This window comes from Bradyrhizobium sp., from assembly GCF_030697065.1.
Taxonomy (GTDB): domain Bacteria; phylum Pseudomonadota; class Alphaproteobacteria; order Rhizobiales; family Xanthobacteraceae; genus Bradyrhizobium.
Genome location: NZ_JAUYQU010000027.1, coordinates 1 through 25,873, shown reverse-complemented (window position 1 = coordinate 25,873; position 25,873 = coordinate 1). Strand labels below are relative to the sequence as shown.

Genomic DNA, 25,873 nt, shown 5'->3' with positions numbered 1-25,873 from the left:
CGGAGAATGGAGCAAGCGATCAATCATGGCCGAACATCCTCGGATCTCGCTGTCGCCAGACGTGCTTGCGGGCAAGCCGGTTATTCGCGGAACCAGGCTCTCGGTCGAGTTCATCATTGGATTGCTGGCGGATGGTTGGGGCGAGGCCGATATCCTGACGAATTATCCGGATGTTTCGCACGATGACGTCATCGCGTGTCTCGCCTATGCGCGTGATACGCTGAGTGCAGAGAAAGTGTACCCGAGCGCGGCTTGAGATGCGCTTTCTCGGATGCGGCGGCTGGGAAAATAGCCCTACCGCCACCTTCGATGCAGCCACAGCCACTGTTCCGGATATTCGCGGACCCAGCCCTCGACCACCGAGGTGACCGCCTGCATCGTGCCCTGGATGTCGATTTTTCCTGAGGCGTCGCGCACCGGCTTTACTTCCTCGGAGAGTTCGGCGCGAAAGCGGTTGCCGGGCAGGCGGATGATGCGGGTGCCGTGGATCGGGCAGTCGACCTGGCGCAGTAGTCGCGCCAGCATCGGGTTGGCTTTGGTCTTGCGGCCGAAGAACGTCACCTCGACGCCGTTGGTGAGATACTGGTCGACCAGCATCGCGACGTGCTGGCCTTTCTGCAGGGCTTCGGCAAGCTTCAGCGGCGCCTCCCGGCCGGCCGGAATCAGCGTGCCCATTTTCACGGCGCGGATCCGCTCGATGGCGCGGTCGGCGGACTGGCTGTTCGGCCGCCGGAACAGGATGGCGGCATCCAGCCCGTGCGCCACCGCGGCCAGCGCCGGCAGTTCCCAATTGCCGAGATGACTGGCGAAGATCAGCGCGGGCTTGCCGTCATTCTTGAGCTGGGCGAACAATTCGTGGGTCCGCTGGGGGATTTCGACCCGGCTCTTCTCGGGGCAATTGATGTCGTAATCCCAGATGTGATCGAGATGGGCGAACTCGGCGCCGATGCGGCCGAGATTGTCCCACACGCCCGCCAGGATCTTCTCGATTTCTTCCGGCGACTTTTCCGGGAAGGCGGCCTTGAGATTTTCGCGGCCGATCCGGTCTTCGCGCAGCCGCGGTCCGATGAATCGCAACGCGCGGCCGAACCGGTTCGCGGTCTTGAACGGATCGAAGAAGCGGGTGACGCGCAGCATCCCGATCGTCAACGCGCCCACGGCGGCGTCGCCCAGCGACTTCGCCGAGTTGCGCAAATGAAGCTTGGTGCGAAGGACCAGATGGCTCATCGGAACGGACTGGCGGGCCGCTAGATCGGTTCGCGCGTCAGGATCAGCGAGGCGTTCTGGCCGCCGAATCCGAACGAGTTCGACATCACGGCGGTGACGCGCGCGTCGCGGGCGACGTTCGGGACCACGTCGAAGGGTATCGCGGGGTCCGGAATCTCGTAATTGATGGTCGGCGGAATCCGCTGGTGCTCGAGCGTCAGCAGCGAAATGATCGCTTCGACCGCGCCTGCGGCCGAGATGGTATGGCCGATCATCGACTTGTTCGAAGACACCGGAATCTGCTTGGCGCGCTCGCCGAACACGGCCGAGATGCCGAGATATTCCATCTTGTCGTTTTCCGGCGTCGCGGTGCCATGCGCGTTGATGTGATCGATCTGTTCGGGCGTCATGCCGGCATCGGCCAGCGTCTTGCGCACGCAACCGATGATCGGCTTGCCGTCCGGGCTGGAGCGGGTGCGGTGGAACGAGTCGGTCAGCTCGCCGCAGCCGGCCACGACACCGAGAATGGTCGCGCCGCGGGCGACCGCGGCTTCGTAGCTTTCGAGCACCAGCGTCCCGGCGCCCTCCGCCATCACGAACCCGTCGCGGTTCTTCGAGAACGGCTTGGAGGCGGCCTGCGGCGGATCGTTCTGGGTCGACAGCGCCGACAGCAGCGAAAACCGGATCAGGGCTTCCGGATTGACCGAGCCGTCGGTCGCCACGCACAGCGCCGCGTCGGTTTCACCGCGGCGGATGGCTTCGACGCCGAGCTGGATCGCGGTGGCGCCCGACGCACAGGCGGTCGACAGCGAGATCGGCGATCCCTTGGTGCCGAATTTCTCGGCCAGATGCCCCGCCACCGAGCCGAACATGAAGCGGTGGTGATACGCCGCGAATTTTCCGCCGCCGCTGATCGCCAGCACGTCGTTGACGTCGAAATCCGGCTTGCCGACGGCGCGCCCGACTTCCAGTCGCTGCGGCCACTCGACCTCGACCGGCGCCACCGCGAGGAACAGCGGTCCCGGGAAATCGCCCTTGCGGCCGATGCCGGATTGCCCGAGCGCTTCCTCGGTCGCGATATCGGCGAGGCGCTCGGTCAGGGCGGTCGATGAGGGGGGGTCCACGGTGACGAAATCGACCGTTCCGGCCATCGTCGATTTCAGCCCGTCGATCGGAAAGCGCGTCACGGTCCGGATGCCGGATTCGCCCGCGGTCAATCGCTTCCAGTTGTCGGACTTGCCGGCGCCGAGCGACGTGACGACGCCCATGCCGGTAACGACGACGATCGGCCTGCCGAATTTGTCGCGTGGTGCTGTCATGTTGTCCCCGTCGATCCCGTGCCGTCGCTACGTGATGGCTTCGACCAGGGCCATGCCCTCGCCCTGCCAGTGACCGGCTCCCGTGACCACGATCTGGGTCGGTGGTTTCGACATTTCAACCTCGAGCCCGGTCGGATCGTTGGGCGGAAACAGCGCGCCGCGCGAGATCGAAAGCGCCGCCAGCGCCAACCCCAGTGGAAACTGGGTCTCCAGCGTGTGGCCGAACGAGGTGCCGGTGCCGCGAATGGCACAACCGGCGAGCCCGCCCAGAAATGCCTTTTCCTCCGACGTGACCGGTTCGACGCCGGTCGCGCCTGATATCACGGCGCCATTGTCAGCCGGCATGTCGAGTTTCGACCACAGCGCTTCCAGCGACTTCGTCACCGCGCCCGGCTGCTTGCGCTGCGCCAGATCCGATACCACCCTGGTCAGCCTCGCGTAAGGCTTGGCTCCGCGGGCCTCGGCGTGCTCCCTGGATTCGATCACCAGGAAGACGCCGGCCGAGCCGAGCGCGAAGCCGCCATGCTTGTCGCGCGCCCAAACCGGATCGAACTTGTCCTTGAGATTGAAGTCGCCGAATTCATAGAGGATCAGCAGGTCGCTCCGCTCGCCATTATGGGCGGCGCCGACCAGGGTGATGTCGCTCTGGCCGGATTCGATCCGCGCCAGCGCAATCCGCGCCGCGTCGATGCTCGCGGCCTCCTCGCCCATGAACGTCCGCGAGGTGCCGGAAACCCCGTGAACGATGGCGATGTTGCCGGCCAGCAGATTGGAGAGTTGGGCCAGGAACAGCGTCGGCCGCAGATCGTTCAACAGCCGTTCGTTGAGAAAGCCGGGGGCCGAGTTGCCCTTCGCAGCCGCATTGAGAATGGACATGTCGACCGCGACATCGCGTTCGCCGCCGCCGGCCGCGACGATCATGTCCATCCGGCCGAGAATTCCCTGGTCGCCCTTGACGCCGGCGGAGTCCAGCGCGAGCCCGGCGGCATAGGTGCCGATGCGCTGCCAGGCTTCCATCTGGCGCTGGTCGCCCTTTTTCGGGATCTGCGCGTCGAAGCTGACCGGCGCCAGCGGGTGAACGATGTAGGGAGCAAAGCGCTTTTCATCGACATTGATGCGGCGTGCATTGAGGGCGTCCCAATGCGCGTCCAGCCCTTCGCCGAGCGACGAGACGATGCCGATGCCGGTGATCCAGGCTTCCTTCGGGGCGTTCATGGCGTCATGGCCTGCAGCGGAAAGCCGATCTTGCTGGCCATCGCATCCATGTGGACGCGCAAGGACGGATCGGGGAAGGGAATCTGGCGGAAGGTGAGGTCGGCGCTGCACTTCAGTTCGGTGCCGACCCGCGCCTTGGCCGAGGTGACGGCAAAGCCCGAGCCTTCGTGCTCGACCTTCGCTTCGATCGTCAACAGCTGGCCGGGACTGACGAAACCGCGCATCTTGGCTTCCTTCACCATCGCCAGGAACGGCATGCGTTCGAACCTCGTCACGCCGAGCAGCAGCCAGCCGGAACTCTGCGCCATCGCTTCGGTCAGCAGCACGCCGGGCATGATCGGGAAGCCCGGGAAGTGCCCCTCGAAGATGGTGTGAGCTTGCGGAACCTGGGCCTCGACGACGATCGTCCTGGCCTCGAGGTTGAACTCGACGATGCGGTCAATCAGCTGAAAATAATCAAGATTCATGGCGGGCGATTAGGCGCCCGCGCTCTTGGCCGCGACCAGCTCGTCGATGCGGGCGGCGAGGTTCTTCAGGACGAAATACTGCTCCGTGGTCGCCTTGCCGTCATTGACCTCCTGGGTCCACTTCTCCAGCGGCATCTTGATTCCGAACGCCTTGTCGATGGCGAAGGCGATGTCGAGAAAATCGAGGCTGTCGATGCCCAGATCGTCGATGGCGTGGCTCTCCGGCGTGATCGTGTCGCGCGGGATGTCGCAGGTCTCGGCGATGATCGTGGCGATCTGATCGAATGTAGAAGACATCATTAAGCCTTTGATATATTGGAGATAAATCCGATGGCGGCACTGGAGCTGGGCGCGGCGCTCCGGAATGCCTCAAGCCCCCGGCCGGAGTCGAGTGCCCGTATATCGGAGCGAGGCCCTGAGTTCAATGGACGCAGCCGCCGGGGGGCTGGATTCGCAGGGTAAAACCGCCGGATTTGCCTGAAAATCAATGCATTTAAGACCGCAGCGCCCCGTTTCACGCTATCGAAGCTTGTGAGCCGGTCAGCCGCGCGGCGTCGCTATCTGGGCGCAGTTGTGCCGTCCCATCAGCACACAATCCTGGGTCTTGCGCAGATCAGCGATGCTGAAGGCCAGCCAAATTCCGATCGCGGTCAGCGCGAGGGTAAAGGCGAGGGCGGCGACGTTCGCCAGCATGCGATGACGGAACTCGTCCGGTTCCTCGGGGGCGTGCTCGAAGCGCGAGAGATCCCGTGTCGGATGTCGCGTCGGATCCTGGGGCTGTTGCTGGTCCGGCTGCCGCGGGCCCGGTGGATGCGCCAGCGTACGCGGCCGGAACTTGAGCACGCGATGCTCGTCGTCCGATGCGATGGGCTGCGGCGTAACGGGCTGCCGGGTTTTCACTGCTGCCAACTCCGGGAAATATCGACCTCCGATTTAGCACGCTCCGCGACACGTCTCACAGAAAAAGTTGGCAGGAAATTCACATGGCATGGACGCGCCAGTCGCGTCGGCGGAACCCGTCAACGGCGGGCGATTCATCATGCTGCAGTGCCGCACTTCATTTCGGCAGCCGGCCCATCAGATAGAATTCGTCGTTCGGCCGCATCGCGGTGACGTTGGCCATCCGGTTCGACAGCGCAAAGAACGCGGAGATCGCGGCGATATCCCAGATGTCGTCGTCGGAAAAACCGTGGGCCGCGACCGCGGCAAAATCCGTTTCCGAAACCTTGTGCGCCTCGGCGCTCACCTTCATCGCGAAGTCGAGCATGGCGCGCTGCCGCGGCGTGATATCCGCCTTGCGGTAGTTGGCCGCGATCTGGTCGGCGATCTGCGGGTTTTTGGCACGGATCCGCAGGATCGCGCCATGCGCGATCACGCAATACTGGCACTGGTTGGCGCTCGACGTCGCCACCACGATCATCTCGCGCTCGGCCTTGGTCAGCCCGCTGTCCTTCTCCATCAGCGCGTCGTGATAGGCAAAGAACGCCCGGAATTCATCGGGCCGGTGTGCCAGCGTCAAGAACACGTTCGGCACGAAGCCGGATTTCTCCTGCACGCCAAGCAGGCGCGTGCGGATGTCCTCGGGCAGGGAGTCGATCGCGGGGGTCGGGAAGCGTTTTGGGGCGGGCTGGGTCATGGAAAAGATTCCGGCTTGCGCCGCGAGATGCGGTTGGCCAGGACCATAATGCATGGTTGGGTCAGCGCAAGGCGGGCTGGTGGGAGGTTTGCGCGAAGTTTGCCCGGCAAGATGTCTATCAAACCGGTACCGTCGCGACGGCCTCGATGGGTTTAGCTTGCGCCCTGAACGGGTTTGGCTTCGGCACGGTGGTCGCTCAACCCATCGCCGAAGTTCTTATTTTCGGGCAGGGGCCATGCGCATCCTAAAATCGCGGGATGATGCAACTGTGCCGGTGATTTGCCCGACGTGTCAAAATGTTTTCGCGGGACGTTGTAAGCCCACAGCGCGCGCTGCTATCTGTGCATGGGGTTGTCTTCAATATTTTCGTTTTGGGGGCGCCGGACCGGCCGCCAGCGGTTGGCAAGATCCGCGTCGTGACTTCCTGCTGCGATCCCGCGAGAAAACGACCCGACGGGCAAATCGATTCTGGTTATCAGAATTGAGAGTCAAGCCCCTCGCTCAAAAATAATTCTGTTTACCAGAAGTCTGGATCGGGCTATATGTCTGGCCATCCCGTCCCACTCCGAGGGGCGTTGCGCAAGGTCACCAGTGCGGGACGGGGAGGCGGTGGACGCGGATGGCACTCCTGACCAGAGCGCCTGAGGCGGATGCGAAATCGTGCGGTCCTGACACCTCGGTGCTGGTGTCAAGCTTGCGGTCAGTCCCGCAAGCGACGGTGGCAAGAAAGCCGATCACCGGGGAGACCACGTATAAGCTTAAACCATCGCGCGGGGAGTGCCGGGTGATTCCGGTGTGACCTGACAACACGTGTGCGCTCTACCTCTACCCGTTGCACACGTGGCTATCGGGCGCATCGGGCGCCCGGCATTCCCCGCGCCCTCTGATTGGAGAGGGCGGCGAGTTTCCGGCAAACCTCGGGCGCAACGCGCCGCGAGATTGCGAGGTCGTGTTTGCCCATCCCCATTACCGACTATGTGAGATCGGTAAGTCGCTTGCATGGCCGCTTTAGCGCGAGCGCTTCTTACCCCACCATCCGGTCGCGGCCGACCCAGAACCCCGCCTTCAGCACCTTCTTGTCGACCTTGCCGACGCCGGTCATCGGCAGCTCGGTGACGAACTTGATGTGCTTGGGCGCATGCGCCGCGCCCTTGCGCGCCTTCACCAGCGCGATCAGTTCATCGGCATTCGGCCTCGCGCCTTCGCGCGCGACCACGACGGCGGTGACCGCCTCGCCCCATTTGTCGTCGGGCACGCCGACCACGGCCACCATCGCGACGTCGGCATGCTGCGACAGCACGTCCTCGACCTCGCGCGGGAAGATGTTGAAGCCGCCGGAGACGATCATGTCCTTCTTGCGGTCGAGGATGAACAGATAGCCGCGCTCGTCCGATCGGGCGATGTCGCCGGTATGCAGCCAGCCGCTCTTCAGGGTTTCGGCGGTCTGTTCCGGCCGCTTCCAGTATTCGGCCATCACATGCGGGGCGCGCACGCAGATCTCGCCGGCTTCGCCGGTCGCGACTTCCCGGTCGTCGTCGTCGAGCACCTTGACCTCGCAGGCGGCGATCGGAAAGCCGCAGGAGGTGAACAATTCCGGCGTCTTCGGGTCGTGGTCCTTCTTGCGCAGCACCGATACCGGATAGCACTCGGTCTGGCCGTAGAGCTGCGAAAACACCGGCCCGATCCGCTCGATGCCCTCGACCAGCCGGCTCGGCGACATCGCCGACGCGCCATAGAGCAGCAGCTCCAGCGAGGAGAGATCGGTTCGCTCGAGCGCGGGATGATCCAGCAGCACGTAGATCATGGTCGGCACCAGCAGGGTAAAATTGATGCGCTCGCGCTCGATGGTCCTGAGCACCGCCTCGGGATCGAAACCCTTCACCAGGTGGACGGTGCCGCCGCGCATCAGCGTCGGCAGCACCTTGGTGCCGGCGACGTGGCTGATCGGCGCCACCGTGAGATAGCTCGGCGTATCCGGGATCTCGAAATCGGCCAGGATGGCGTTGGCGAAGCCGCCATATTCGCGGTGGTAGCGCAGCGCGCCCTTTGACCTGCCGGTGGTGCCGCCGGTGTAATTGAGCGTCGCGATATCGTCCGGGCCGGCAAGACTGCGCGGGCTGGCGGTGCCGGCCTCCTCGACCGCGGCCAGCAGGTCGCTGCCGTAGCCGGCCGCGCCCAGCGTGAACACGGCTTTCAGGCTGGACGCCCTGGCCGCGAGCTCGCCGCCTCGGTCCCGGAACGTATCGGCGTCGACCACCAGCACCTGCGCTTCGGAATCCTCGATCTGGAACAGCTGATCGTCGAGCGATCCCAGCGGATGCAGCGAGGTGACCGAAAGCCGGGCCAGTTGCGCCGCCACGCCGCTGCACCAGCTGTCGGCGCGGTTGGCGGACAACAGCGCGACGCGCGCGCCGGGAGGCAGCGCGAGCTGCATGAAGACCTTCTGGATGCGGCCGATCAGGTCGGTGGCGCCGGCATAGCTGATCGATCCGCCCGACCAGGAGAATGCCGTGCGCGTCGGATAGCGCGCCAGCGCCCGCAGCGTCTGCGCGCACACGGTCGGAAATGCATAAAGCGGATCGGACATGTTTCCTCCTGATTTTGTCACTGGCTTTGTTTGGGCGTCTGGTCGTGCCAATGTTGAGAAAACGCTAGCATCAGTGTCGAAGCGGGGACAATGACTTTGAAGAAAACCGATCTGCTCACGCGCTTTCACGGCCGTCTCGGTCTGCCGCTGATTGCAGCGCCGATGTTTCTGGTCTCCGGCGTCGATCTGGTGACGGCGGCCTGCCGCAATGGCGTGATCGGCTCGTTTCCGACGGTGAATTGCCGCAGCCCCGAACAGCTCGATGGCTGGCTCGACGAAATCGAAGACCGGCTGCGCCGCCACGCCGACGAGACTGGAAAGCCTGCGGCGCCTGTTTGCCCGAACCTGATCGTGCACCGTTCCAACGCACGGCTGGATGCCGATCTGCAGGTGCTGTTGCGGCACAAGCCCGAACTCGTCATCACTTCGGTCGGTTCGCCTGCGCCGGTGCTGGCGGCGCTGCATGATGCGGGCGCGCTGGTGTTCGCCGACGTCGCCAGCATCCGCCATGCCGAGCGGGCGGTGGCATCGGGCGCCGATGGTCTGGTGCTGCTGACGGCCGGGGCGGGCGGCCAGACCGGCTGGCTCAACCCCTTCGCATTCGTGCGTGCCGTGCGCGCGTTCTTCGACGGGCCGGTCGTACTGGCCGGCGGCATCGGCGACGGCCATGCGCTGCGCGCGGCGCAGGCGCTCGGCTGCGATCTTGCTTATATGGGCACCAAGTTCATCGCCACCGCCGAGAGCATGGCCGACCCGAGGTACAAGGCGATGCTGGTGGCGAGCAGTGCCGACGATATTTTGCTGACGACGGCCTTTACCGGCCTGCAGACCAATATGCTGCGTCCCTCCATCGCCGCCGCCGGCCTCGATCCCGAAAACCTGCCGCCGCGCGGTGCGATCGACATCGGCAAGGATATCGACATCGGCGCCCGCGACAGCCGCCCGGCGCGCTGGCGCGATATCTGGAGCGCCGGGCATTCGACCTCGGGGGTATCGGCGGTGCTTGCGGTCGACGACCTCGTGGCGCAGACGCTGGCCGAGTATCGCTGCGCTGCAGTGCAATAGAACGGGCCGCCGCATGGCGCCCCTGCGACAAAGCGCTTTCAAGCCGAAGGCCACACCGGCTAAACACCTCCCGTCAACCGTTCTCGATCCTCAAAGGAAATTCCATGCCCGTCTATCGTTCCCGCACCACCACCCACGGCCGCAACATGGCGGGCGCCCGCGGCCTGTGGCGGGCCACCGGCATGAAGAACGAGGATTTCGGCAAGCCGATCATCGCCGTGGTCAATTCGTTCACCCAGTTCGTGCCGGGCCACGTCCATCTAAAGGACCTCGGCCAGCTGGTGGCGCGCGAGATCGAGAAGGCCGGCGGCGTCGCCAAGGAGTTCAACACCATCGCGGTCGATGACGGCATCGCCATGGGCCATGACGGCATGCTCTACAGCCTGCCGTCGCGCGAAATCATCGCCGACAGCGTCGAATACATGGTCAACGCGCATTGCGCCGACGCCATGGTCTGCATTTCCAACTGCGACAAGATCACGCCGGGTATGCTGATGGCGGCGCTGCGGATCAACATTCCGACCGTCTTCGTGTCGGGCGGACCGATGGAATCCGGCAAGGTCAGCATCAAGGGCAAGATCAGGTCGGTCGACCTGATCGATGCCATGGTCGCCGCCGCCGACGAATCCGTCAGCGACGCCGATGTCGAGGCCATCGAGCGCTCGGCCTGCCCGACCTGCGGTTCGTGCTCGGGCATGTTCACCGCCAACTCGATGAACTGCCTGACCGAGGCGCTCGGCCTGGCGCTGCCCGGCAACGGCTCGGTGCTGGCCACCCATGCCGACCGCAAGGGGCTGTTCGTCGAGGCCGGCCACCTGATCGTCGATCTGGCGCGACGCTATTACGAGCAGGACGACGAGAGCGCGCTGCCGCGCAACATCGCCAGCTTCAAGGCGTTCGAGAACGCCATGACGCTGGATATCGCGATGGGCGGCTCCACCAACACGGTGCTGCATCTGTTGGCCGCCGCCTATGAGGGCGAGATCCCCTTCACCATGCAGGATATCGACCGGCTTTCGCGCCGGGTGCCAGTGCTGTGCAAGGTGGCGCCTTCGGTGCCCGACGTGCACCTCGAGGACGTGCATCGCGCCGGCGGCGTGATGGCCATCCTCGGCGAACTCGACCGCGCCAATCTGATCCACCGCGAACTGCCGATGGTGCATGCCGCGACGCTGGAGGATGCGCTCAGCCGCTGGGACATCAAGCGCACCCGGAGCGAGAGCGTCCGCAAGTTCTTCATGGCGGCGCCGGGCAACGTGCCGACCCAGGTGGCGTTCAGCCAGGAACGCCGCTTCGAGGAAGTCGATACCGACCGCAGCACGGGCTGCATCCGCGACTTCGAGCATGCCTATTCGAAGGACGGCGGTCTCGCCGTGCTGTCGGGCAACCTCGCGCTCGACGGCTGCATCGTGAAGACCGCCGGCGTCGACGAGAGCATTCTCAAATTCGAGGGACCGGCGCGGATCTTCGAAAGCCAGGACGCCGCGGTCGAGGGCATCCTCGGCGGCAAGATCAAGCCTGGCGACGTTGTCGTGGTGCGTTACGAGGGCCCGCGCGGCGGCCCCGGCATGCAGGAGATGCTGTACCCGACCAGCTACCTCAAATCGAAGGGGCTCGGGAAAGTCTGCGCGCTGGTCACCGACGGCCGCTTCTCCGGCGGCTCCTCGGGACTTTCGATCGGGCATCTTTCGCCGGAAGCGGCGGAGGGGGGCCTGATCGGATTGGTCGAGGACGGCGACCGGATCCGCATCGACATTCCCGCCCGCTCGATCAGCCTGCTGGTGGAGGACGCCGTTCTGGCGCAGCGCCGCGAGGCGATGCTGAGCCGCGGGGCGGGGGCGTGGAAGCCGGCGAAGAAGCGGCCTCGCAAGATCACGATGGCGCTGAAGGCCTATGCCGCGCTGACCACCAGCGCCGCCCGCGGCGCGGTGCGGGTGGTGCCTGAATAGCCGGGATGCGGACCTCGCGTTAGCGCGCCAGGCCGCCTCGGGCGCTTCCGGACTTGCTGCTGTCCCAAGCGGAACCTTTTCAGGGATTGAGGCGTCATGCTTGTTCCGGGAGGTCCAGCATGTCCTACGGCCGCTTCGCCACGATGATCGTCACGTCCACAGTCGTCATGTTTGCGCTCATGTACCTCAATACCTGGGCGCTCGATCATGTCTTTTACAGCCAGACGCGGACCTGGATGGCGCTGCTGATGGGGGCGGTGATGGCCATGATCATGCTGAGCTTCATGTGGGATATGTACAAGAACAGGATGGCGAACATCGCGATAATGGTAGGCAGCGTTGCTGTATTCGCAGCGTCCCTGTGGCTCGTTCGAAGCCAGCAAACGGTCTCGGACCTTTCATACATGAAGGCAATGATTCCGCATCACTCGATAGCCGTGATGACGAGCGACAGGGCGCACATTCGCGATCCGCGCGTGAGAAGACTCGCTGACGATATTCTGAAAGCTCAGGTCAGGGAAATCCGGGAGATGAAGGATTTGATTGCCGACCTTCAGAGGATTCCAACGCCCGACGGGGCTCCCGATCTCCCGCCTCAACAGGTTGGCCAATGAGTGCGTCCCGCTACAGCGGCAGCGTTGCGGCTGATCTCGGACAGGAACAGCGCCCGGCCGTGGTACTACGGATTCACCGCGGCTTAACGCGCGGTTAACCATCTCGCTCCAAGAATCGCTTCCATGGCCGTGCGTCGCATGCGCCAGGAACTGCCGTTCGAGGGGATGCGGGATGGATTTCGAGACATTTGCAAAGACCCCGGCCACCATCGACGAGATCAGGGCCCGGGTTGCCTGTGCGCTGGAACGGCACCCTTTGTGCCGCAGCGTGAAATTCGACATCGTCTCGATGCCCCGCACCCCCAAGGGCAACTGGACCATCAGCCTGAAATCGGTGGCGCCGGACGCGCTGTGGGAGGCCTCCGATATCGTGGCTGATATCCAGGATGCCTACGAACTGGCAGTTGCGGCCTGAAATTAACCATTTTGGCGACGGTTTTGCCCGGATTGGGCCATGCCGCAGGGCCGGCATGGTTAGGCCTTAATTAATTCCTAGTCATCCTGAAAGTATGATCGGGTCGCCTTGGGGAAACGGAGAGTTGCTTGACGCGGGTAACGACGATTATCGCGCTGACCTGTTTTCTCGTGGTTGGCGCCACCGCCGCCAGCATTCTGGGGCGCGATGGCGTTCCGGCAGCCGGACTCGAAATGACCACGGCATCGCTTTCCCAAAGCCCGGTTCCCAGTCCGGTCTCCAATAAGGCGAACAAGCAGGACAAGCTGGCGGTCGCCAACCGGTTCGCACTGGCCTCGCTCGCACCGTCGCAAGAGGTGGCGCTGAGCGAGCCGCTTCGCCAGGCCTATGCATCGACCGCCCCCGCCGACCTGGTGCCGCCGCAGATTGCCGCCCCCCTGCCGCCGCCGAAGCCTAAAGTCGTCGCCAAGCCGCAGCCGCCGGTACAAAAACCCTACGCGCTGCTCAGCGACACGCAGATCGCCGGTATCAAGGAACGGCTCAAGCTTTCATCTTCCCAGGAATCCTATTGGCCGGCGGTGGAAACGGCGCTGCGCGGCATTGCCCGCAAGATCCACGCGAGCCGCAAGTCCGATCCCGGCGCCCTGATCGATCCCGATGCGGCCGAAGTCCAGCAGCTGAAGTCCGCAGCGATGCCGCTGCTGTTCCAACTGCGCGAGGACCAGAAGCGCGAAGTGCGCACGCTGGCCCGCATCATCGGTCTGGATAAAGTCGCCTCGATGATTTGAGGACGGCGCGCGCTCGCTGCCGTCCGCAGGCGCTCCTCACCATGAGGCAGCGGAGGATGGTTCGAGGAGCGAAAGCTCTCGCCAACTCATCCGCCGCGGGATTCCACCACCTTGCGGCAGGAATCCGAGAGCCTGGTCTTGTTCTCCTTCAGGCAGGCGTTCATCTGCGGCGGCTTGCCGATATGCGCGGCGCAGAATTTTCCAGCGTCGGAACGGCAGGCCATCTGTTCCTGCGGACTCGGTCCCGACTGTGCGCCCGCCAATGCGGCCGACAATACGAAGACAAGGGTAGCGAGTAGTGAGGTTCTCATCATGGGTCCTTTTCCAAAGGTTGCTTGACCGCTAGCGGGTGAAACCTCGTCGAAATGGCGCTCGGGGTATACGCCATGTTCATGGTGTCGCGGGTTCTGCCGCGGGCGACGCTGTTGCACGCAAACTGCACACGTTTTTTCATCTGATGTTGACCCGCGCGGCCCAGCGTCGCGGCTCTGGTGCCGGCTGCGACGATCCAACGTTGATCGCAAGACCGATCCCAACGGGGAGATAAGAAATGTCGAAAAAAGCAATGTGGCTCGGTGCGGGTCTGACCTTGACGGTGCTGTCGGTGCTGGCGCCGCTTTCGCTGGGTGCAGGCTCCGCCGAAGCCGCCGTGGTCTGCCAATCCGCCGGCGTGCCGCAAGGCTGCGTGGCCCGGCCGGCTGCGGCGGTGGGCGCACCGGGCAGGGTCGGCGTCGCCGGTGTCGGCGTCGGCGCGTCGGGTGCGGGCGTTCGCGCCGGCACGCCCATGAACCGCGGTGGTCCGGTCAACCGCGCCGGCCGCCGCTAGGCTCGAACCCGCCGGCATCGCGTCTCTGCCGGCAACGGAAGTTACGAGTCTCGCACCAAAGCGCCCGCACGGCTTCGCATGTTGTGCAAGCCGCGCGGGCCTTCGTCGTTCACGGGGATGCCGCGGGTCCCCGTCACCATGAATACGGACTGAACGGCAGCGCCGGCCTCCACCCCATCTTCATGGGATGTTTTCGCGCGCGGCGATGGTTCACCAACATCTCACGGCAGCGGCGATGACCGGCCGGTCGTTCGCCCGGGCTGCATGGCCAATCAGGAGAGATGAGATGAAGAAGGCAGGATGGGTGGTCGCTGGTTTGAGCTTGACGGTGCTTTCGACGCTGGCGTCGATTTCACTGGGCGCAGCCACGGCCGAAGCCGCGGTGGTCTATTGCAAGACGGTCGGCGTGCCGAAAGGCTGCGTGGTCCGGCCGACCCCGGTTGCAGTCGCGCCGGTGGTGGCCGCGCCTGTGGCCGCCGCTGCGGTGGTGACGCCGAGGGTCGGCGTCGGTGCGCCGGGCGTTGGCGTCCGCGCCGGCACGCCGATGAACCGCGGCGGTCCGGTCAACCGCGTCGGCCGCCGCTGAACAACCCGGGCTCAACCGGCAGCGGCGTCGCTGTCGGGGAAGCGGCGGGGTAATGTCAGCCTGACGCGGGTGCCGCCCGCATCCGAGGTCAGATCCAGTTCCGCGCCGCAGCGTGCGGCGCGGCTTCGCATGTTGCGCAGGCCGCGCGCCGCATGCTGACCGGCCGCGCCGGCCTCGCAGTCCGGCGCCAGCACGAAGCCCTTGCCGTCGTCCTCTATGGTGATGCGGCCCCGCGCGACGCCCGAGGCATCGCCCGTTGTCTCGATGCTCACGGTGATGCGCCGGGCCCCGGCATGCTTGACGGCATTGGTCACGGCCTCGTCCAGCAGCCGCACGATCTGGATGACGTGCCACGGCCTGAGTTCCGGATGGACCGGCAGGCCCTGCGGGCCGACCGCCCGCCAGACCAGCGCTATGTCATGCGGCCGCAACTGTGCGGTGACCCGCTCGCGCCACGAGCCGAGCGCCAGCATCAGGTCGCCGCCGATATCGTCCATCGAATCGATCACGAGACGGAGATCCTTCAGCGCCGCCCGCGCCGCGTCGCCAATTCCGGCGCTCGCATTGCCGCGCTCGCTGAGCGCGACGATGCTGACGAGCTGGCCGCCGAGGCCGTCATGCAGGTCGCGCATCAGGCGGGTGCGTTCGCGCGCCAGCGCCGCGGCGCGGGCGCGTTCTTCCTCGCGGACGAAACTGGCCTTCAGCTTGTCCTCGGCCTCGCGCACCTTGACGACCATGCTGGCGGCAAAGCCGTCGACCTGGTTGAGCGCGCGGGCAAACCGCCAGGTCAGCGCGGCGCCGATCGCCACCAGCATGGCCGAATAGGACAGACGCGCGAACAGGATGCGCCGATTGGGAAAGATCTGGACCACCGAGAGCACGTCGAGGGCCCAGCAGGTCAGCACGATCGTCAGCGCGCAGCCCAGCATGAAACTGATCGCGTCCTGTCGCCGCCACACCGAGTGTCCGACCACCACCGCCAGCGCGATGAGATAAAGGCCGACCGTCGGCGCGCCGACCAGCAGGAAGGCGTCGCGGCTCAGCGTCGCATCGCCGGCCAGTCCGGCTGCCGCGACCACCAGGCCGGGGACGAAGATGAGCCAGCCGTAACGCGGCCATTTCCAGCCGAAGAACAACAGCGCGAAGGCCAGCACGAACGCGCTTTCCAGCGGCGCCGCGGAGATCAGGATCGCGTTCAGCCTGGATAGCGCCGAATCTTCCAGCGGCGTGTGGAAAAATGCCTGGCCGACGCCGATCGCCATCGCCACGGCGAGCACGCCATAGGCCGGCTCATGGCGCCGCATTGCCCACATGATGCCGAGAATCACGGCGAGGATCGCCTGCCACGCCGAAATCACCACCGGCAGGGTGACGAACAGCAGCGTGCGCGCGTCGTAACTCGGCCGCAGCATCGCGTCCGGGCCGACCGAGATGCGATCCAGAAAGCCCGGGATCGGGCCCCAGACGAACAGCCGGATGGCGATATCGTTGGCGCCGTTGCGCAGCAGCGATGCCGGAATTACCGCGATTTCCGGCGTGTTGCGATCGGGACGGTTGGCGGCGGGGTTGCGCCGGCTGTCCAGGATCACGACGCCGTTGACGGCTACCTCGACGCCGTTGGTGAAGCGCGGCAGAAATACCGACCACGCGCCATGTGGCACGCCGCCGGACAAATCGAACCGGCCGCTGTAGAGCGGCGGATCGCGCATCGTGTAACGCGACGTGATGAAATGCGGCAGCGTGACGGACCGTTCAACGCCGTTTTCCCGGAGGCTGAAATCGGTGACGAGATAACGGGAAGGGGGCTCCGGTGACGGGATACGCAGTACGACCAGGCACAGGACAATGATGAGCGGCTGGAGCAGCAGATACTGGATCAGCAGCGTCGCCCGCCTCGGCCAGCGGCGCCGGCCGGAAGGAGCGGTCGTCGGTGCGGCGTCGGTCACAACCGGATCAGGCCTTGCTGCAGCGCCTCGAACACCGCTTCGCCGCGTGTGTGAACTTCCAGCTTGCGGTAGATGTTCTTGATGTGGCCGGGGACGGTCTGGCGCGACAGACCGAGATGGCCGGCGATCTCGGCATAGCTGAAACCCTTGGCGATGCCCCAGAGGATGTCGATCTCGCGCGGCGTCAGCCTGGCGGTATTCAGCGGCGGGCCGGGCGGAGCTTCTGCCGTGCTCTGGGTCCGGCGCACGATGAAGCGGGCGATCGATGCCGAGATCGGCGAATGCCCGGCCACCAGTTCGCGCACGGTGGCGGCGATGTCGGTCGGAAACGCGTCCTTCAGGAGATAGCCGGTGGCGCCGACGGTGATGGCGGAGATCACGCTCTCCTCGTCGCCGAGAATCGAGATCACCATGATCTCGGTGTCGGGAAAGCGCAGCCGTGTCTCGCGGATCAACTCATTGCCGTGGCCGTCCGGCAGTTGCAGGTCGGTGAGAAGCACCTTGGGGCCGGCCTGCGCCAGGCTGGCGCGCGCCTCGGCCAGGGTCGCCGCCGATGTGACGTGGAATCCGGCCGTGGCCAGCGCGTCCTGCAGCCGCCACAAGGTCGGCGCGTCGTCCTCGACCAGCAAGATCGAGATCGGCTGCGAAGCGCCCTGATCGCTCAACACACTCATTCCTGTCCCGGCTGCCTTCCCATGGCAGTCGCAGTTTAGCGCCGGGAACCGGTTTGGCGACCGCCATGTTCATGGGGGGCATCCGAATCCGGTTCCCTTGCTCAGGCCGGTTCAGTACCGGGCAGCCGGAACATCGGCAACGGCCGCGCGTTTTTCAATTGGAAAGGGAGCACCATCATGCGCGCTTCGACGGCTTATTTTGCAGGGGCGGCAACCGTGATCGCCGCGATCGCCGGCGGTCTCGGCGGTGGGTTGCTGATTGCCGAAATGGTCAATCCAAAATCCCCCACCGCGGAACTGACCAAGCTCGAGCAGCGGATGTCGTCGCAGCCGATTGACCCGATAGCCGTGCCGTTGGAACCCGCGCCGAACCCGGCTGCAGCGTCGCCTTCCACGATAGCCGCTGCGCCGGCCGCACCGGCGCCCGAGACGCCGGCACAAGATGTTGCGCCGGCCACGCCAGCGGCTGAGACGGTGGCTGCGCCGCAGCCCGCCGTTGCGGTTGCACCCCCGGAGTCCAAGCCATCCCCGCCCGCGCAGAAAAAGGCCGCACCCGAGGCCAGCGACGCGTTCGCCAGTGCGAAGGATACTGACGTCAAGCGAGCCGCTACTGAGAAGCGACGGAGCGAGCGCCGCCGGCAATGGTCGGAGAGGCGACGCCATCAGCGGCGGCAAGATCCGGATCAAGGACTGCGCGCGTTTGAGGCAAAGGTAAGGGAAGAAACCGAACACCGTCGTCCAGCCTTCGACCCGAGGAGCGCGGAGGCGCCTCGAATTCGCTTGTTTGGGCTGGATTGAAGGACCTGCTTTCTGCCGATCTTGCAAACATGTGCTTCGTCGACGGGGGCCTTCCTGGCGTAACGGGCAGGTGCGTCACGCTACCCGCACCTCGACGGAGCCCAATCCCTCGAGCTCGAACCGGTAGCGCGCGGCGGCGTCCGGAAACACGGTTTTCATCACGGCTCCGGTCATCACGACTTCGCCTTTCTTCAGCCCCGCGCCCCGCGAAGCCAGCTGTGTGGCAAGCCAGGCGACGGAATTGAACGGATGACCGAGAATGTCGCGGCCGTGGCCTTCGCCGATCGCCGCGCTGTCCTTGCTGGCGCGGCCGGGCACGGCTGCCAGATCGGGCCATGTGTTGGAAAATTCCGACAGCACGATGCCAGCATTCCAGGAATTATCTGCCACCAGCGACAGCACGTCGAGGCCGGCATAATCCGCGCTCCGATCGTCGACGATTTCGATCGCGGCGCAAACGCCGTCGATGTGCGGCGCGATGGACTCGGCGGTAAACGGCATGCCGGTCACCGGCACGTCCGATTTGAGACGAACGGCGATTTCGAATTCCAGCCCGATCCGCCCGTAATCCGCGCGGCGGACCGCGGCTCCCGATGGCACCACGCGCCGCGCGAGCACGACGCCGGCGATCGGATGGTCGATCCCGCAGAACGTCTGCATCGCGGCCGAGGTCAATCCGACCTTGTAGCCGACGGCGTCGCCGTGCGTGGCCCGCAGCAGCGCGACGAAGCTCTGCTGGATATCATAGGCATCCGCGACATCGGCGGGTCGGTCCGGCGCGCCGAGTGCCGCGAACTGCGCATTGGCCTGATGTGCTGCGAGCAGCGTTTCGGCTGCGCGTCGTGCCGCGAGTTGGTCCATCGGTTGTCTCCCCGTAAATCTTGGCGTTCACTTGCTGCCCATGATATCGGAAATTGACCCGGGAAGCTCGCCTTCTTGTCCGGTTCCGTCTCGGCATATCCGCAACGGGATTGATTTCATGGATGAAAAAGTCGATTTGGTCGGTTTGGCCGCGATCGTTCGCAGAGCCGGGGCTTCCGCAATCGATCCCTGATCGGTGGTGCCCTGCGGCGGAACGAAGCGTTGTTGCCGGCGTTGGGGTGCGTGGTCCTTCGGGCAGTTGATACGGCAGGCTCCTTGAAGCTCTCCGTGTATGGTCAGCACTCCGTGAAGTGGCGCTACCCAGAACCGGCCATGTCATGCCTTCCGAACCGAGGATGGTCGCCCCGACCGCCTCCGATTCCTTTCCGAACGGTCAGGACTTCCTTACCGGCGCCGCCAGGTGTGATCTGGGTGGATGCAAGGAGATCGGCGGACCTTGTCGAGATTTCCGACCGAACTGAAACCGATACCCCGGCGCTTGGCCAACAACCCAGATCCTGTGAGCTCCCTTGATATGCCTTTGATCCCCACGCCCATCCGCATTCTCGTTGTCGAGGATGAAACGTTCATTCGCATGGATGTGGTCGAGACCCTCTCCGCAGCCGGTTTCGAAACGCTGGAGGCCACCAACGCGGACGAAGCCATTCAGATGCTGGAGAACCATCTCGAAATTCGGCTTGTGTTCACCGACATCGATATGCCCGGCATGATGAACGGCTTGAAACTGGCGGCGGCCGTCAGGGACCGTTGGCCGCCGGTCAAGATCATCGCAACGTCGGGACATTTCAAGTTGCAGGACGGCGATCTTCCGGCGGATGCCCGGTTCTTCCCGAAACCCTACGAGGCAACGCAGATCATCGATGCGGTCCGGGAATTGACCCGCGCGATGTGATCGCAGCCGGAGCGCGCAGCGCAGCCGGGCGCCGATTACTTCGACGGCAAGGTCCGGGCGAAAGCCAGAACGTCAATGGCGTCCTGGAGCGGAAAACCGCGCAGGTTGATCATCACCACGCCCGGATGTGCGTTACGAATTTTGTGCAGCACCTCGTGCGGGAATTTGTTGGCTTCGGTGCCGACATATGCCGGCTCCTTGGCGGCACCCCAGTCAAGTGCGCGACCGTCGAATCCGTGACAGGCGGCGCAGGTGGTCTGAAATAGTCCGGCACCCCGCACGGGATCGCCTCTTGCAGTTCCGGTTTTCAGGTCGATCAGACGGTCGGCATTATCCTGTCCCCGGCTGACGAAGATCGCCACGCGCTGCACTTCCTCGTCGTTGATCAGTTCCCGCTTGTAGCTGTGAGGTTCAGCCCGCAGCAGCGCCGCGATGCGGTTTACGTCTCGCCCCACAGCCCCGCGTATGCCCTTGATACCGGTGTAGCGCTCGCCGCTGCCGTACAGTCCGTCCTTGCCGTTATAGTCCCAGCCGTGACATTCCACGCAGCGCCAGGTATTCGCGCCGGTGCGTTTCCCGGCCCCGGGATAGGCAGGATGCGTACCCTCCGGCTTCCTGCGGTCGAGGGCATCCCACCAGTTGTCATAGATACGCCCGCCCGCCGCGCGCAACCAGATTTCGGTGGGCTGCGGTGGCGCGCGATGGACGAAATCGGCGAGGTTGCTATGCTCCGCGGGCCCGGCAGCGCCTTTGCCGTCCTGCGCGTGAAGCATCTGGATGGCCGACAGCAGCGAGCCGGCAACAACCAGCATTCCGAGAGTTCGGCGGCTCGCGTCCATCGCACCATGATCCCCGAGCGTTGAATCCTGCGCCACAACGGCTGCCCTTTGGTACGATTACTCCCCCATCCCCGATCTTCGTATTGATTTGAATCAATCGAGCGGCAGCTCTCCGGTAGCGATGCTCCGCGCAGCAAAGCCGCCCCTGGGATCAACGCTTCGCAATTATCCGACCTGTCATTCCCACGTCACGGGGGCTTGATAGTCGGTAGGAGTGAACAATGACCGGTTTTGTTCGGATCAGCCGAACATGCGGCCGCTGCGCTCCGAGGTCCGACATGTTATCGCTTTCGAATGTGGCCGTTACATATCCCAACGGCGTTGTGGCGCTGCGGCCTACCAGCGCGGTGTTTCACCGCGGCAAATTCATCGTGCTGCTCGGCACCTCCGGCGCCGGCAAATCGACCTTGCTGCGCAGCCTGAACGGGCTGGTGCGACCGACCTCCGGCGAGGTTCGTGTCGAAGGGCACGGATCGATTTTCTCCAGCCGGGCCCAGTTGCGGGATCACCGGCGGCGCACCGGCATGGTGTTCCAGCAGCATCACCTGATCGGCCGGCTGTCGGCGCTCGACAACGTCCTGACCGGACGACTCGCCGCGCATGGCGCGCTGCGCTCGATGTTTCCGCTGCCGCGCGCCGACCGCCTGCTGGCGCTGGAGGCGCTCGACCGGGTGGGTCTGGCCGACCGGGCGCTGCACCGCGCCGACCAGCTTTCCGGCGGGCAACAGCAGCGCGTCGGCATCGCCCGCGCCATGGCGCAGAAGCCGGAGATCGTGCTGGCCGACGAGCCCGTCGCGAGCCTCGATCCCGCCACCTCGGTCCGGGTGCTGGAGGACCTTCACCGGATCTGCCGCGAGGACGGCATCACCGCGATCGTCAGCCTGCATCAGGTCGATCTCGCCCGCCAGTTCGCCGATCACATCATCGGCCTCGCCCAGGGCCGCATCGTCTTCGACGGCGCGCCCGATCAACTCGGGTCGCTCACGCTCAATCATATCTACGCGACGGAACGCCAGAGCCTGGCGCAGGCCGCCTGACCGAACCCTTCAACAGGATGGAGAGAATACATGATTCGACGCCGTGATTTCCTGATGGCATCGGTCGCGACCGGCCTCGGCCTGCTCGCAGGTCCCGCCTTCGCCGACAAGGCCAACCCCGACAAGCTGCGTGTCGCGCTGCTTCCGGACGAGAATGCCGCGACGCTCATCCAGAACGCGCAGCCGCTCAGGGTCTACCTGGAGGGCGTGCTGAAGAAGCCGGTCGAGATCATCGTCACCACGGATTACTCCTCGATGATCGAGGCGATGCGGTTCGGGCGGATCGAGGTCGGATATTTCGGCCCGTTCTCCTATGTGCTCGCCAAGTCCAAGGCGCCGGAAATCGAGCCGTTCGGCGTCGGCGTCGAAAAGGGCAAGCCCAATTACCAGTCGATCCTGATCGCCACCGCCGACGGTCCGGTGAAGGAAATCGCCGACATCAAGGGCAAGCCGTTCGCGTTCGGCGACCGGGCCTCGACGTCGAGCCATCTGGCGCCGCGCGCCCATCTCGCCAAGCAGGGACTGATCGGCGATGCCGACTACAAGGTCGTTCATCTCGGCCAGCACGACGCGGTCGCGCGCGCCGTCGCCGCCGGCCAGGTGCCCGCGGGGGCTCTCTCGGAGCAGATCTATCGCGTTCTGGTCGAGACCAAGAAGGTCGATCCCGCCAAGCTCAGGCAGCTTGCGCTGTCAGATCCGATCCCGAACTATCCGCTGACGATGCAGGGCTACCTCAAGCCCGAACTCAAGGACGCGATCAAGAAGGCGTTCCTCGAACTCAAGGATCCCGAGATCCTCAAGCTGTTCCGGGTCGAGCGGCTCGCGCCAGCCACCGACAAGGACTACGACGTCTTGCGCGACATGGCGAAGATTCTCAATCTCGATATCGCCAAGCTCGGGTGAATGGCATGAGCGCATCCGGGTCCTTCGATACAATTCTTGCCGAAGAACGCCGCTCCGCCTTGCGTGGGGCGGGGCTTCTGGCCGCGATCATCGCCGTCTGCGTCATCGCGTTGGGTGTGACGGGATTTTTCGACCTCCAGCGCTTCATCGAGAGCGGCCCGGCGATCAGCCAGCTTGCCGACGAAATGATCCCGCCCGATTTCGGGCGCTGGCAGTCCTGGCTGCGGCCGCTATTTGACACCCTTGCCATGTCGATCGCGGGCACGGCGCTCGCGGTCGTCTTCTCGCTGCCGCTAGCGCTGTTGGCCGCCCTGAACACCAGCCCGCACCCAGTTGTCTGTTTTGCCGTCCGAACCCTTTTGGCGTTCCTCCGTTCCGTGCCGGAGATCATCCTTGGCGTGCTGTTTGTGGCTGCCGTCGGCTTTGGCGCATTGCCCGGCGTGTTGGCCCTTGCGCTTCACTCGGTCGGGATGGTCGGCAAGTTCTACGCTGAGGCGATCGAACATGTTGACCCCAAACCTCTGGAAGCGGCGCGAGCGGCCGGCGCGACGCCGCTGCAGGTCATCGCGCATGCGGTCCTGCCGCAGGTCCTGCCGCAGCTCACGGACGTGACGATCTATCGCTGGGAGTATCATTTCCGCGCCTCGGCCGTGCTTGGCATCGTCGGAGCCGGCGGGATCGGGTTCGAGCTGATCGCGGCCTTGCGCCTGCTGAACTATGATCAAGTATCGGCGATACTGCTGTCGATATTAGCCTGCGTCGTCGCCGTCGACAGCATCGGCGCATCTCTCCGAAAGTCTCTAAAATGACAAGCGCGCCATCGGCGGCCTTGCCTCTTGTTGTCCTGACCAGCCGGTCCTTCGACGAAACCCGCGCGACGTTCGATGGCGCGGCGCGTGTTCTGTCCAACCAGGCGGTCGAGCCTTGGCCGCGCGAGTCGCTCATCGAGCGCTGCCAAGGCGCGTCCGCTCTCATGGCGTTCATGCATGATTACATCGACGGCGCTTTTCTCGATCGATGCCCCGATCTGCGGATTATCGGCGCAGCGCTGAAGGGCTATGACAACATCGACGTCGAGGCGGCGACCGAGCGCGGCGTCTGGGTCACCATCGTGCCCGACCTGCTGACCGTGCCGACGGCAGAGCTGGCGGTCGGGCTCACGATCGCGCTCGGACGCCATATCCGGATCGGCGACGAGCGAATCCGGCATGACGGCTTCACAGGATGGCGGCCGCAGTTCTACGGCACTGGGCTATCGGGCTCGACCGTTGGGCTCGTCGGGTTTGGCCAGGTGGGGCAGGCCATCGCGCGATGCTTGTCGGGCTTCAACTGCAGGCTGATCGCCTGCGACGCGCAGGAGCGCGAGATATCCCAGCCCATCGAGATGGTGGCGCTGCCGGCTTTACTGGCGCAGGCCGACATCGTGATCCTGGGACTCCCGCTGACCCCAAGCACTCTCTCTCTAATGGACGCCGCCACCATTGCCCAGATGAAACCGGGTGCTCTTCTGGTCAATCCAGCCCGCGGGTCACTCGTCGATGAGCAAGCTGTCGCCGATGCCCTCGATAGCGGTCGACTGGGCGGCTACGCTGCGGACGTCTTCGAATGCGAGGATTGGGCGAGGCCCGATCGACCTCTGGCGATCCATCCTCAACTGATCGCGCAACGGGACCGCACTATCCTGACGCCCCATCTCGGCTCGGCAGTGACTCTAGCGCGGCGCCAGATCGAGCTATCGGCCGCGCATAGCATCCTTCAAGCTCTAGCCGGGTCCACGCCTGACGGCGCGGTCAACCAACCTAATATCTGATTTGCTCTCTGGAAGACGTCTGATCGATGCTGAATCTTGTCCATGCGCGAACCTTTCTAGCAATCGTCGAGACGCGTGGGGTGAGATCGGCTGCGCGTCAGCTCGAACTCGCGCCGTCGACGATCATCGATCACATCCGCCAGTTGGAAGAGGAACTGGCTGTTCCCCTGCTCGATCGCCAGACCCGAGAGGCCAGAACAACGGCGGAAGGGGAGCGTTTCCTGCCCATCGCGCGTGCGCTCGTCGAGACAGCCGAGCGCGCACCTGCCCTGTTACGCGGTCGCCGTTTGCGAGTTGTCTCCTCGAGCAATGTCGGCATCTACATGCTGCAGCCATCGATCGCGGATTTTCAGACCACGACCGGCATCATTGTCGAAACCTGGATTGGCCCCAATCCCGATGCGATCGACCGCATAGGGCGCGGCGAAGCCGATCTTGCCGTGCTCGAATGGTGGGACGAGCGAAAGGGCTTCTCGGCCCGGACATGGGCATTTGAACCGCTCGTCATCATCGTTGCACCCGGTCATCGCTGGGGCGGGCTTGACGCGCTCACGGTCGAGGAGTTGCTCACAGAGCCACTGCTGGGTGGTGAGCCTGGGACAGGGACAGGCCGGCTGCTGCGTGAGCAGCTTGGACCGCTAGCGGATCGACTGATAACGATCGGCGGTTTGGGGAGCACGGAGGCTGTCAAGCGAGCCGTGCGCGCGGGTCGCGGAGCTTCCGTCGTGATGAGGTCGGCCGTTTCGGACGAGATTGCGGCTCATCAACTGGTAGCGCTGTCCTTGCGCGGGATCGCGCTGTCCAAAGAGATCAAGATGGTTGTCCCAGAGGCTCTGCCATCCACGGCTCCCGCCATGAGTTTTTTCGCGGAAGCCGGTCCGGAGCGATCGTACCCGGTAGTGTGAGGGCGATCACTCGCCCTCACCGGCATGAGGCAAGGCTCAGGTCATTCGCTTGATCTCGGCATAGGCGCCCTTGGTCCGTAGGATAATGGTGACGGGCTTCGCTCCCCGGTTGCGCCAGAACCAGCCATGGCCGCCATCGAACTCAGCGGTCAGCACGCCGGTATCGCCTGCCACCGCGCGGCCGGTCTTGTAGCTCTTCTCTTTGGCGCCGGGGCCGGGCGTGCCGTGCATGTCGTAGTTCACGACGCCGTCCTTGACGCTCCAGTCGAACGTGACCTGCGCGCCCTTGACCATGGTCAGCTTGTATTCGACGCCCTTGGTCGGCTCCAGCGTGATCACCGTCTCGTCAGTCTTCTCAGCTTGGGCGAGAACGACCCGTTCGCCGGCCTGTGCAGGCGAGACGAGGAGCCCGGCCAGCGTGGTCAGCAGGCTTGAACGCTGGTCCGGCGAAGGCGTCGCTGGGGCCGGCTGAGCCGGCGTGGTCGAACCGTCCTTCAGGCGGTCTGCCTCGGCT

At 64.8% G+C, this 25,873-nt stretch carries 29 protein-coding genes; 15 read left to right on the top strand and 14 right to left on the bottom strand.

All coding sequences use genetic code 11. The features are described 5' to 3' along the window. Positions 1 to 25: 25 nt before the first annotated feature. A complete protein-coding gene (locus tag Q8R73_RS02195) occupies positions 26 to 256 on the top strand; it encodes a DUF433 domain-containing protein (RefSeq protein ID WP_305717915.1) in 231 nt (76 codons plus the stop codon). A gap of 38 nt (positions 257 to 294) precedes the next feature. On the opposite strand, the gene Q8R73_RS02190 is transcribed toward Q8R73_RS02195, so the two are convergent. The 8 genes from Q8R73_RS02190 to Q8R73_RS02155 all read right to left on the bottom strand — a co-directional run bounded on the left by Q8R73_RS02190 (position 295) and on the right by Q8R73_RS02155 (position 8,430). Beyond that, complete coding sequence (locus tag Q8R73_RS02190) at positions 295 to 1,227, bottom strand: lipid A biosynthesis lauroyl acyltransferase (RefSeq protein WP_305717914.1); 933 nt, start codon at positions 1,225 to 1,227, stop codon at positions 295 to 297. A gap of 20 nt (positions 1,228 to 1,247) precedes the next feature. Then, positions 1,248 to 2,525, bottom strand: coding sequence for a beta-ketoacyl-ACP synthase (locus Q8R73_RS02185; protein ID WP_305717913.1), 1,278 nt, complete (start codon positions 2,523 to 2,525; stop codon positions 1,248 to 1,250). A gap of 27 nt (positions 2,526 to 2,552) precedes the next feature. Next, positions 2,553 to 3,740, bottom strand: a complete 1,188-nt coding sequence (locus tag Q8R73_RS02180; RefSeq protein ID WP_305717912.1) for a beta-ketoacyl-ACP synthase — start codon at positions 3,738 to 3,740, stop codon at positions 2,553 to 2,555. Beyond that, entirely contained in the window at positions 3,737 to 4,207 is a 471-nt protein-coding gene (locus Q8R73_RS02175) for a 3-hydroxyacyl-ACP dehydratase FabZ family protein (RefSeq protein WP_305717911.1), read from the bottom strand. The genes Q8R73_RS02180 and Q8R73_RS02175 overlap by 4 nt, the downstream gene beginning before the upstream one ends. 9 nt (positions 4,208 to 4,216) lie before the next feature. After that, positions 4,217 to 4,504, bottom strand: a complete 288-nt coding sequence (locus Q8R73_RS02170; RefSeq protein WP_304738538.1) for an acyl carrier protein — start codon at positions 4,502 to 4,504, stop codon at positions 4,217 to 4,219. A 243-nt stretch (positions 4,505 to 4,747) separates the two neighbouring features. Then, the gene (locus tag Q8R73_RS02165) at positions 4,748 to 5,107 is read right to left on the bottom strand and encodes a hypothetical protein (protein ID WP_305717910.1); all 360 of its coding nucleotides are present in this window, start codon (positions 5,105 to 5,107) and stop codon (positions 4,748 to 4,750) included. A 157-nt stretch (positions 5,108 to 5,264) separates the two neighbouring features. Continuing rightward, positions 5,265 to 5,843: a peroxidase-related enzyme gene (locus Q8R73_RS02160; RefSeq protein ID WP_305717909.1), complete on the bottom strand. Its 579-nt coding sequence runs from the start codon at positions 5,841 to 5,843 to the stop codon at positions 5,265 to 5,267. A gap of 1,024 nt (positions 5,844 to 6,867) precedes the next feature. Beyond that, positions 6,868 to 8,430, bottom strand: coding sequence for an AMP-binding protein (locus Q8R73_RS02155; RefSeq protein WP_305717908.1), 1,563 nt, complete (start codon positions 8,428 to 8,430; stop codon positions 6,868 to 6,870). 90 nt (positions 8,431 to 8,520) lie between these two features. On the opposite strand from Q8R73_RS02155, the gene Q8R73_RS02150 reads away from it, so the two are divergent. The 5 genes from Q8R73_RS02150 to Q8R73_RS02130 all read left to right on the top strand — a co-directional run bounded on the left by Q8R73_RS02150 (position 8,521) and on the right by Q8R73_RS02130 (position 13,261). After that, positions 8,521 to 9,495, top strand: coding sequence for a nitronate monooxygenase family protein (locus tag Q8R73_RS02150; protein ID WP_305717907.1), 975 nt, complete (start codon positions 8,521 to 8,523; stop codon positions 9,493 to 9,495). Between the two features lie 104 nt (positions 9,496 to 9,599). Next, entirely contained in the window at positions 9,600 to 11,444 is a 1,845-nt protein-coding gene (gene ilvD, locus Q8R73_RS02145; RefSeq protein WP_305717906.1) for a dihydroxy-acid dehydratase, read from the top strand. Between the two features lie 119 nt (positions 11,445 to 11,563). After that, on the top strand, positions 11,564 to 12,058 hold the full coding sequence (locus tag Q8R73_RS02140; RefSeq protein ID WP_305717905.1) for a DUF305 domain-containing protein: 495 nt from the start codon (positions 11,564 to 11,566) through the stop codon (positions 12,056 to 12,058). Between the two features lie 172 nt (positions 12,059 to 12,230). Next, entirely contained in the window at positions 12,231 to 12,473 is a 243-nt protein-coding gene (locus Q8R73_RS02135; protein WP_305717904.1) for a hypothetical protein, read from the top strand. A gap of 128 nt (positions 12,474 to 12,601) precedes the next feature. Beyond that, positions 12,602 to 13,261 (top strand): hypothetical protein, encoded by a 660-nt coding sequence (locus Q8R73_RS02130; protein ID WP_305717903.1) that lies wholly within the window; start codon positions 12,602 to 12,604, stop codon positions 13,259 to 13,261. 86 nt (positions 13,262 to 13,347) lie between these two features. Here Q8R73_RS02130 and Q8R73_RS02125 read toward each other — a convergent pair whose 3' ends face one another. Continuing rightward, positions 13,348 to 13,575, bottom strand: coding sequence for a cysteine rich repeat-containing protein (locus Q8R73_RS02125; protein WP_305717902.1), 228 nt, complete (start codon positions 13,573 to 13,575; stop codon positions 13,348 to 13,350). A 236-nt stretch (positions 13,576 to 13,811) separates the two neighbouring features. Between Q8R73_RS02125 and Q8R73_RS02120 the strand changes: the two genes are divergently transcribed. After that, entirely contained in the window at positions 13,812 to 14,087 is a 276-nt protein-coding gene (locus Q8R73_RS02120; protein WP_305717901.1) for a hypothetical protein, read from the top strand. 286 nt (positions 14,088 to 14,373) lie between these two features. Further along, entirely contained in the window at positions 14,374 to 14,673 is a 300-nt protein-coding gene (locus Q8R73_RS02115) for a hypothetical protein (protein WP_305717900.1), read from the top strand. A gap of 11 nt (positions 14,674 to 14,684) precedes the next feature. Here the strand turns inward: Q8R73_RS02115 and Q8R73_RS02110 are convergent, their stop codons facing one another. Further along, on the bottom strand, positions 14,685 to 16,619 hold the full coding sequence (locus Q8R73_RS02110) for an ATP-binding protein (protein ID WP_305717899.1): 1,935 nt from the start codon (positions 16,617 to 16,619) through the stop codon (positions 14,685 to 14,687). Further along, on the bottom strand, positions 16,616 to 17,293 hold the full coding sequence (locus tag Q8R73_RS02105; RefSeq protein ID WP_371126006.1) for a response regulator: 678 nt from the start codon (positions 17,291 to 17,293) through the stop codon (positions 16,616 to 16,618). The genes Q8R73_RS02110 and Q8R73_RS02105 overlap by 4 nt, the downstream gene beginning before the upstream one ends. Before the next feature lie 177 nt (positions 17,294 to 17,470). On the opposite strand from Q8R73_RS02105, the gene Q8R73_RS02100 reads away from it, so the two are divergent. Further along, complete coding sequence (locus Q8R73_RS02100) at positions 17,471 to 18,091, top strand: hypothetical protein (RefSeq protein ID WP_305717897.1); 621 nt, start codon at positions 17,471 to 17,473, stop codon at positions 18,089 to 18,091. A gap of 75 nt (positions 18,092 to 18,166) precedes the next feature. On the opposite strand, the gene Q8R73_RS02095 is transcribed toward Q8R73_RS02100, so the two are convergent. After that, positions 18,167 to 18,952, bottom strand: coding sequence for a 2-keto-4-pentenoate hydratase (locus Q8R73_RS02095; RefSeq protein ID WP_305717896.1), 786 nt, complete (start codon positions 18,950 to 18,952; stop codon positions 18,167 to 18,169). 457 nt (positions 18,953 to 19,409) lie between these two features. Here Q8R73_RS02095 and Q8R73_RS02090 point away from each other — a divergent pair, with 457 nt between their 5' ends. Further along, positions 19,410 to 19,865 (top strand): response regulator, encoded by a 456-nt coding sequence (locus Q8R73_RS02090; RefSeq protein WP_371126005.1) that lies wholly within the window; start codon positions 19,410 to 19,412, stop codon positions 19,863 to 19,865. Between the two features lie 35 nt (positions 19,866 to 19,900). Here the strand turns inward: Q8R73_RS02090 and Q8R73_RS02085 are convergent, their stop codons facing one another. Beyond that, positions 19,901 to 20,677: a c-type cytochrome gene (locus Q8R73_RS02085; protein WP_305717895.1), complete on the bottom strand. Its 777-nt coding sequence runs from the start codon at positions 20,675 to 20,677 to the stop codon at positions 19,901 to 19,903. A 305-nt stretch (positions 20,678 to 20,982) separates the two neighbouring features. Between Q8R73_RS02085 and phnC the strand changes: the two genes are divergently transcribed. The 5 genes from phnC to Q8R73_RS02060 are packed head-to-tail and all read left to right on the top strand — an operon-like array spanning position 20,983 to position 25,359. Then, the gene (gene phnC, locus Q8R73_RS02080) at positions 20,983 to 21,741 is read left to right on the top strand and encodes a phosphonate ABC transporter ATP-binding protein (protein ID WP_371126004.1); all 759 of its coding nucleotides are present in this window, start codon (positions 20,983 to 20,985) and stop codon (positions 21,739 to 21,741) included. 54 nt (positions 21,742 to 21,795) lie between these two features. After that, positions 21,796 to 22,644, top strand: coding sequence for a phosphate/phosphite/phosphonate ABC transporter substrate-binding protein (gene phnD, locus Q8R73_RS02075; RefSeq protein ID WP_371126008.1), 849 nt, complete (start codon positions 21,796 to 21,798; stop codon positions 22,642 to 22,644). 5 nt (positions 22,645 to 22,649) lie between these two features. Beyond that, entirely contained in the window at positions 22,650 to 23,453 is an 804-nt protein-coding gene (gene phnE, locus Q8R73_RS02070; protein ID WP_305717893.1) for a phosphonate ABC transporter, permease protein PhnE, read from the top strand. Continuing rightward, positions 23,450 to 24,454: a phosphonate dehydrogenase gene (locus Q8R73_RS02065; RefSeq protein ID WP_305717892.1), complete on the top strand. Its 1,005-nt coding sequence runs from the start codon at positions 23,450 to 23,452 to the stop codon at positions 24,452 to 24,454. The genes phnE and Q8R73_RS02065 overlap by 4 nt, the downstream gene beginning before the upstream one ends. Positions 24,455 to 24,480: 26 nt before the next feature. Next, entirely contained in the window at positions 24,481 to 25,359 is an 879-nt protein-coding gene (locus Q8R73_RS02060; protein WP_305717891.1) for a LysR family transcriptional regulator, read from the top strand. Between the two features lie 36 nt (positions 25,360 to 25,395). Here the strand turns inward: Q8R73_RS02060 and Q8R73_RS02055 are convergent. Continuing rightward, positions 25,396 to 25,873: transmembrane anchor protein (locus Q8R73_RS02055; RefSeq protein WP_305717890.1), on the bottom strand; the 478-nt coding region annotated here is incomplete at its 5' end.

Coding starts and splice junctions, on each gene's coding strand:
- Q8R73_RS02140 (WP_305717905.1), top strand. CDS start 11,564: ATGTCCTACGGCCGCTTCGCCACGATGATCGTCACGTCCACAGTCGTC.
- Q8R73_RS02195 (WP_305717915.1), top strand. CDS start 26: ATGGCCGAACATCCTCGGATCTCGCTGTCGCCAGACGTGCTTGCGGGC.
- Q8R73_RS02135 (WP_305717904.1), top strand. CDS start 12,231: ATGGATTTCGAGACATTTGCAAAGACCCCGGCCACCATCGACGAGATC.
- Q8R73_RS02095 (WP_305717896.1), bottom strand. CDS start 18,952: ATGGACCAACTCGCGGCACGACGCGCAGCCGAAACGCTGCTCGCAGCA.
- Q8R73_RS02125 (WP_305717902.1), bottom strand. CDS start 13,575: ATGATGAGAACCTCACTACTCGCTACCCTTGTCTTCGTATTGTCGGCC.
- Q8R73_RS02085 (WP_305717895.1), bottom strand. CDS start 20,677: ATGCTGGTTGTTGCCGGCTCGCTGCTGTCGGCCATCCAGATGCTTCAC.
- phnC (WP_371126004.1), top strand. CDS start 20,983: ATGTTATCGCTTTCGAATGTGGCCGTTACATATCCCAACGGCGTTGTG.
- phnE (WP_305717893.1), top strand. CDS start 22,650: ATGAGCGCATCCGGGTCCTTCGATACAATTCTTGCCGAAGAACGCCGC.
- Q8R73_RS02120 (WP_305717901.1), top strand. CDS start 13,812: ATGTCGAAAAAAGCAATGTGGCTCGGTGCGGGTCTGACCTTGACGGTG.
- ilvD (WP_305717906.1), top strand. CDS start 9,600: ATGCCCGTCTATCGTTCCCGCACCACCACCCACGGCCGCAACATGGCG.
- Q8R73_RS02105 (WP_371126006.1), bottom strand. CDS start 17,293: ATGAGTGTGTTGAGCGATCAGGGCGCTTCGCAGCCGATCTCGATCTTG.
- Q8R73_RS02180 (WP_305717912.1), bottom strand. CDS start 3,740: ATGAACGCCCCGAAGGAAGCCTGGATCACCGGCATCGGCATCGTCTCG.
- Q8R73_RS02185 (WP_305717913.1), bottom strand. CDS start 2,525: ATGACAGCACCACGCGACAAATTCGGCAGGCCGATCGTCGTCGTTACC.
- Q8R73_RS02160 (WP_305717909.1), bottom strand. CDS start 5,843: ATGACCCAGCCCGCCCCAAAACGCTTCCCGACCCCCGCGATCGACTCC.
- Q8R73_RS02155 (WP_305717908.1), bottom strand. CDS start 8,430: ATGTCCGATCCGCTTTATGCATTTCCGACCGTGTGCGCGCAGACGCTG.
- phnD (WP_371126008.1), top strand. CDS start 21,796: ATGGCATCGGTCGCGACCGGCCTCGGCCTGCTCGCAGGTCCCGCCTTC.
- Q8R73_RS02100 (WP_305717897.1), top strand. CDS start 17,471: ATGCGCGCTTCGACGGCTTATTTTGCAGGGGCGGCAACCGTGATCGCC.
- Q8R73_RS02115 (WP_305717900.1), top strand. CDS start 14,374: ATGAAGAAGGCAGGATGGGTGGTCGCTGGTTTGAGCTTGACGGTGCTT.
- Q8R73_RS02150 (WP_305717907.1), top strand. CDS start 8,521: ATGACTTTGAAGAAAACCGATCTGCTCACGCGCTTTCACGGCCGTCTC.
- Q8R73_RS02190 (WP_305717914.1), bottom strand. CDS start 1,227: ATGAGCCATCTGGTCCTTCGCACCAAGCTTCATTTGCGCAACTCGGCG.
- Q8R73_RS02065 (WP_305717892.1), top strand. CDS start 23,450: ATGACAAGCGCGCCATCGGCGGCCTTGCCTCTTGTTGTCCTGACCAGC.
- Q8R73_RS02060 (WP_305717891.1), top strand. CDS start 24,481: ATGCTGAATCTTGTCCATGCGCGAACCTTTCTAGCAATCGTCGAGACG.
- Q8R73_RS02170 (WP_304738538.1), bottom strand. CDS start 4,504: ATGTCTTCTACATTCGATCAGATCGCCACGATCATCGCCGAGACCTGC.
- Q8R73_RS02175 (WP_305717911.1), bottom strand. CDS start 4,207: ATGAATCTTGATTATTTTCAGCTGATTGACCGCATCGTCGAGTTCAAC.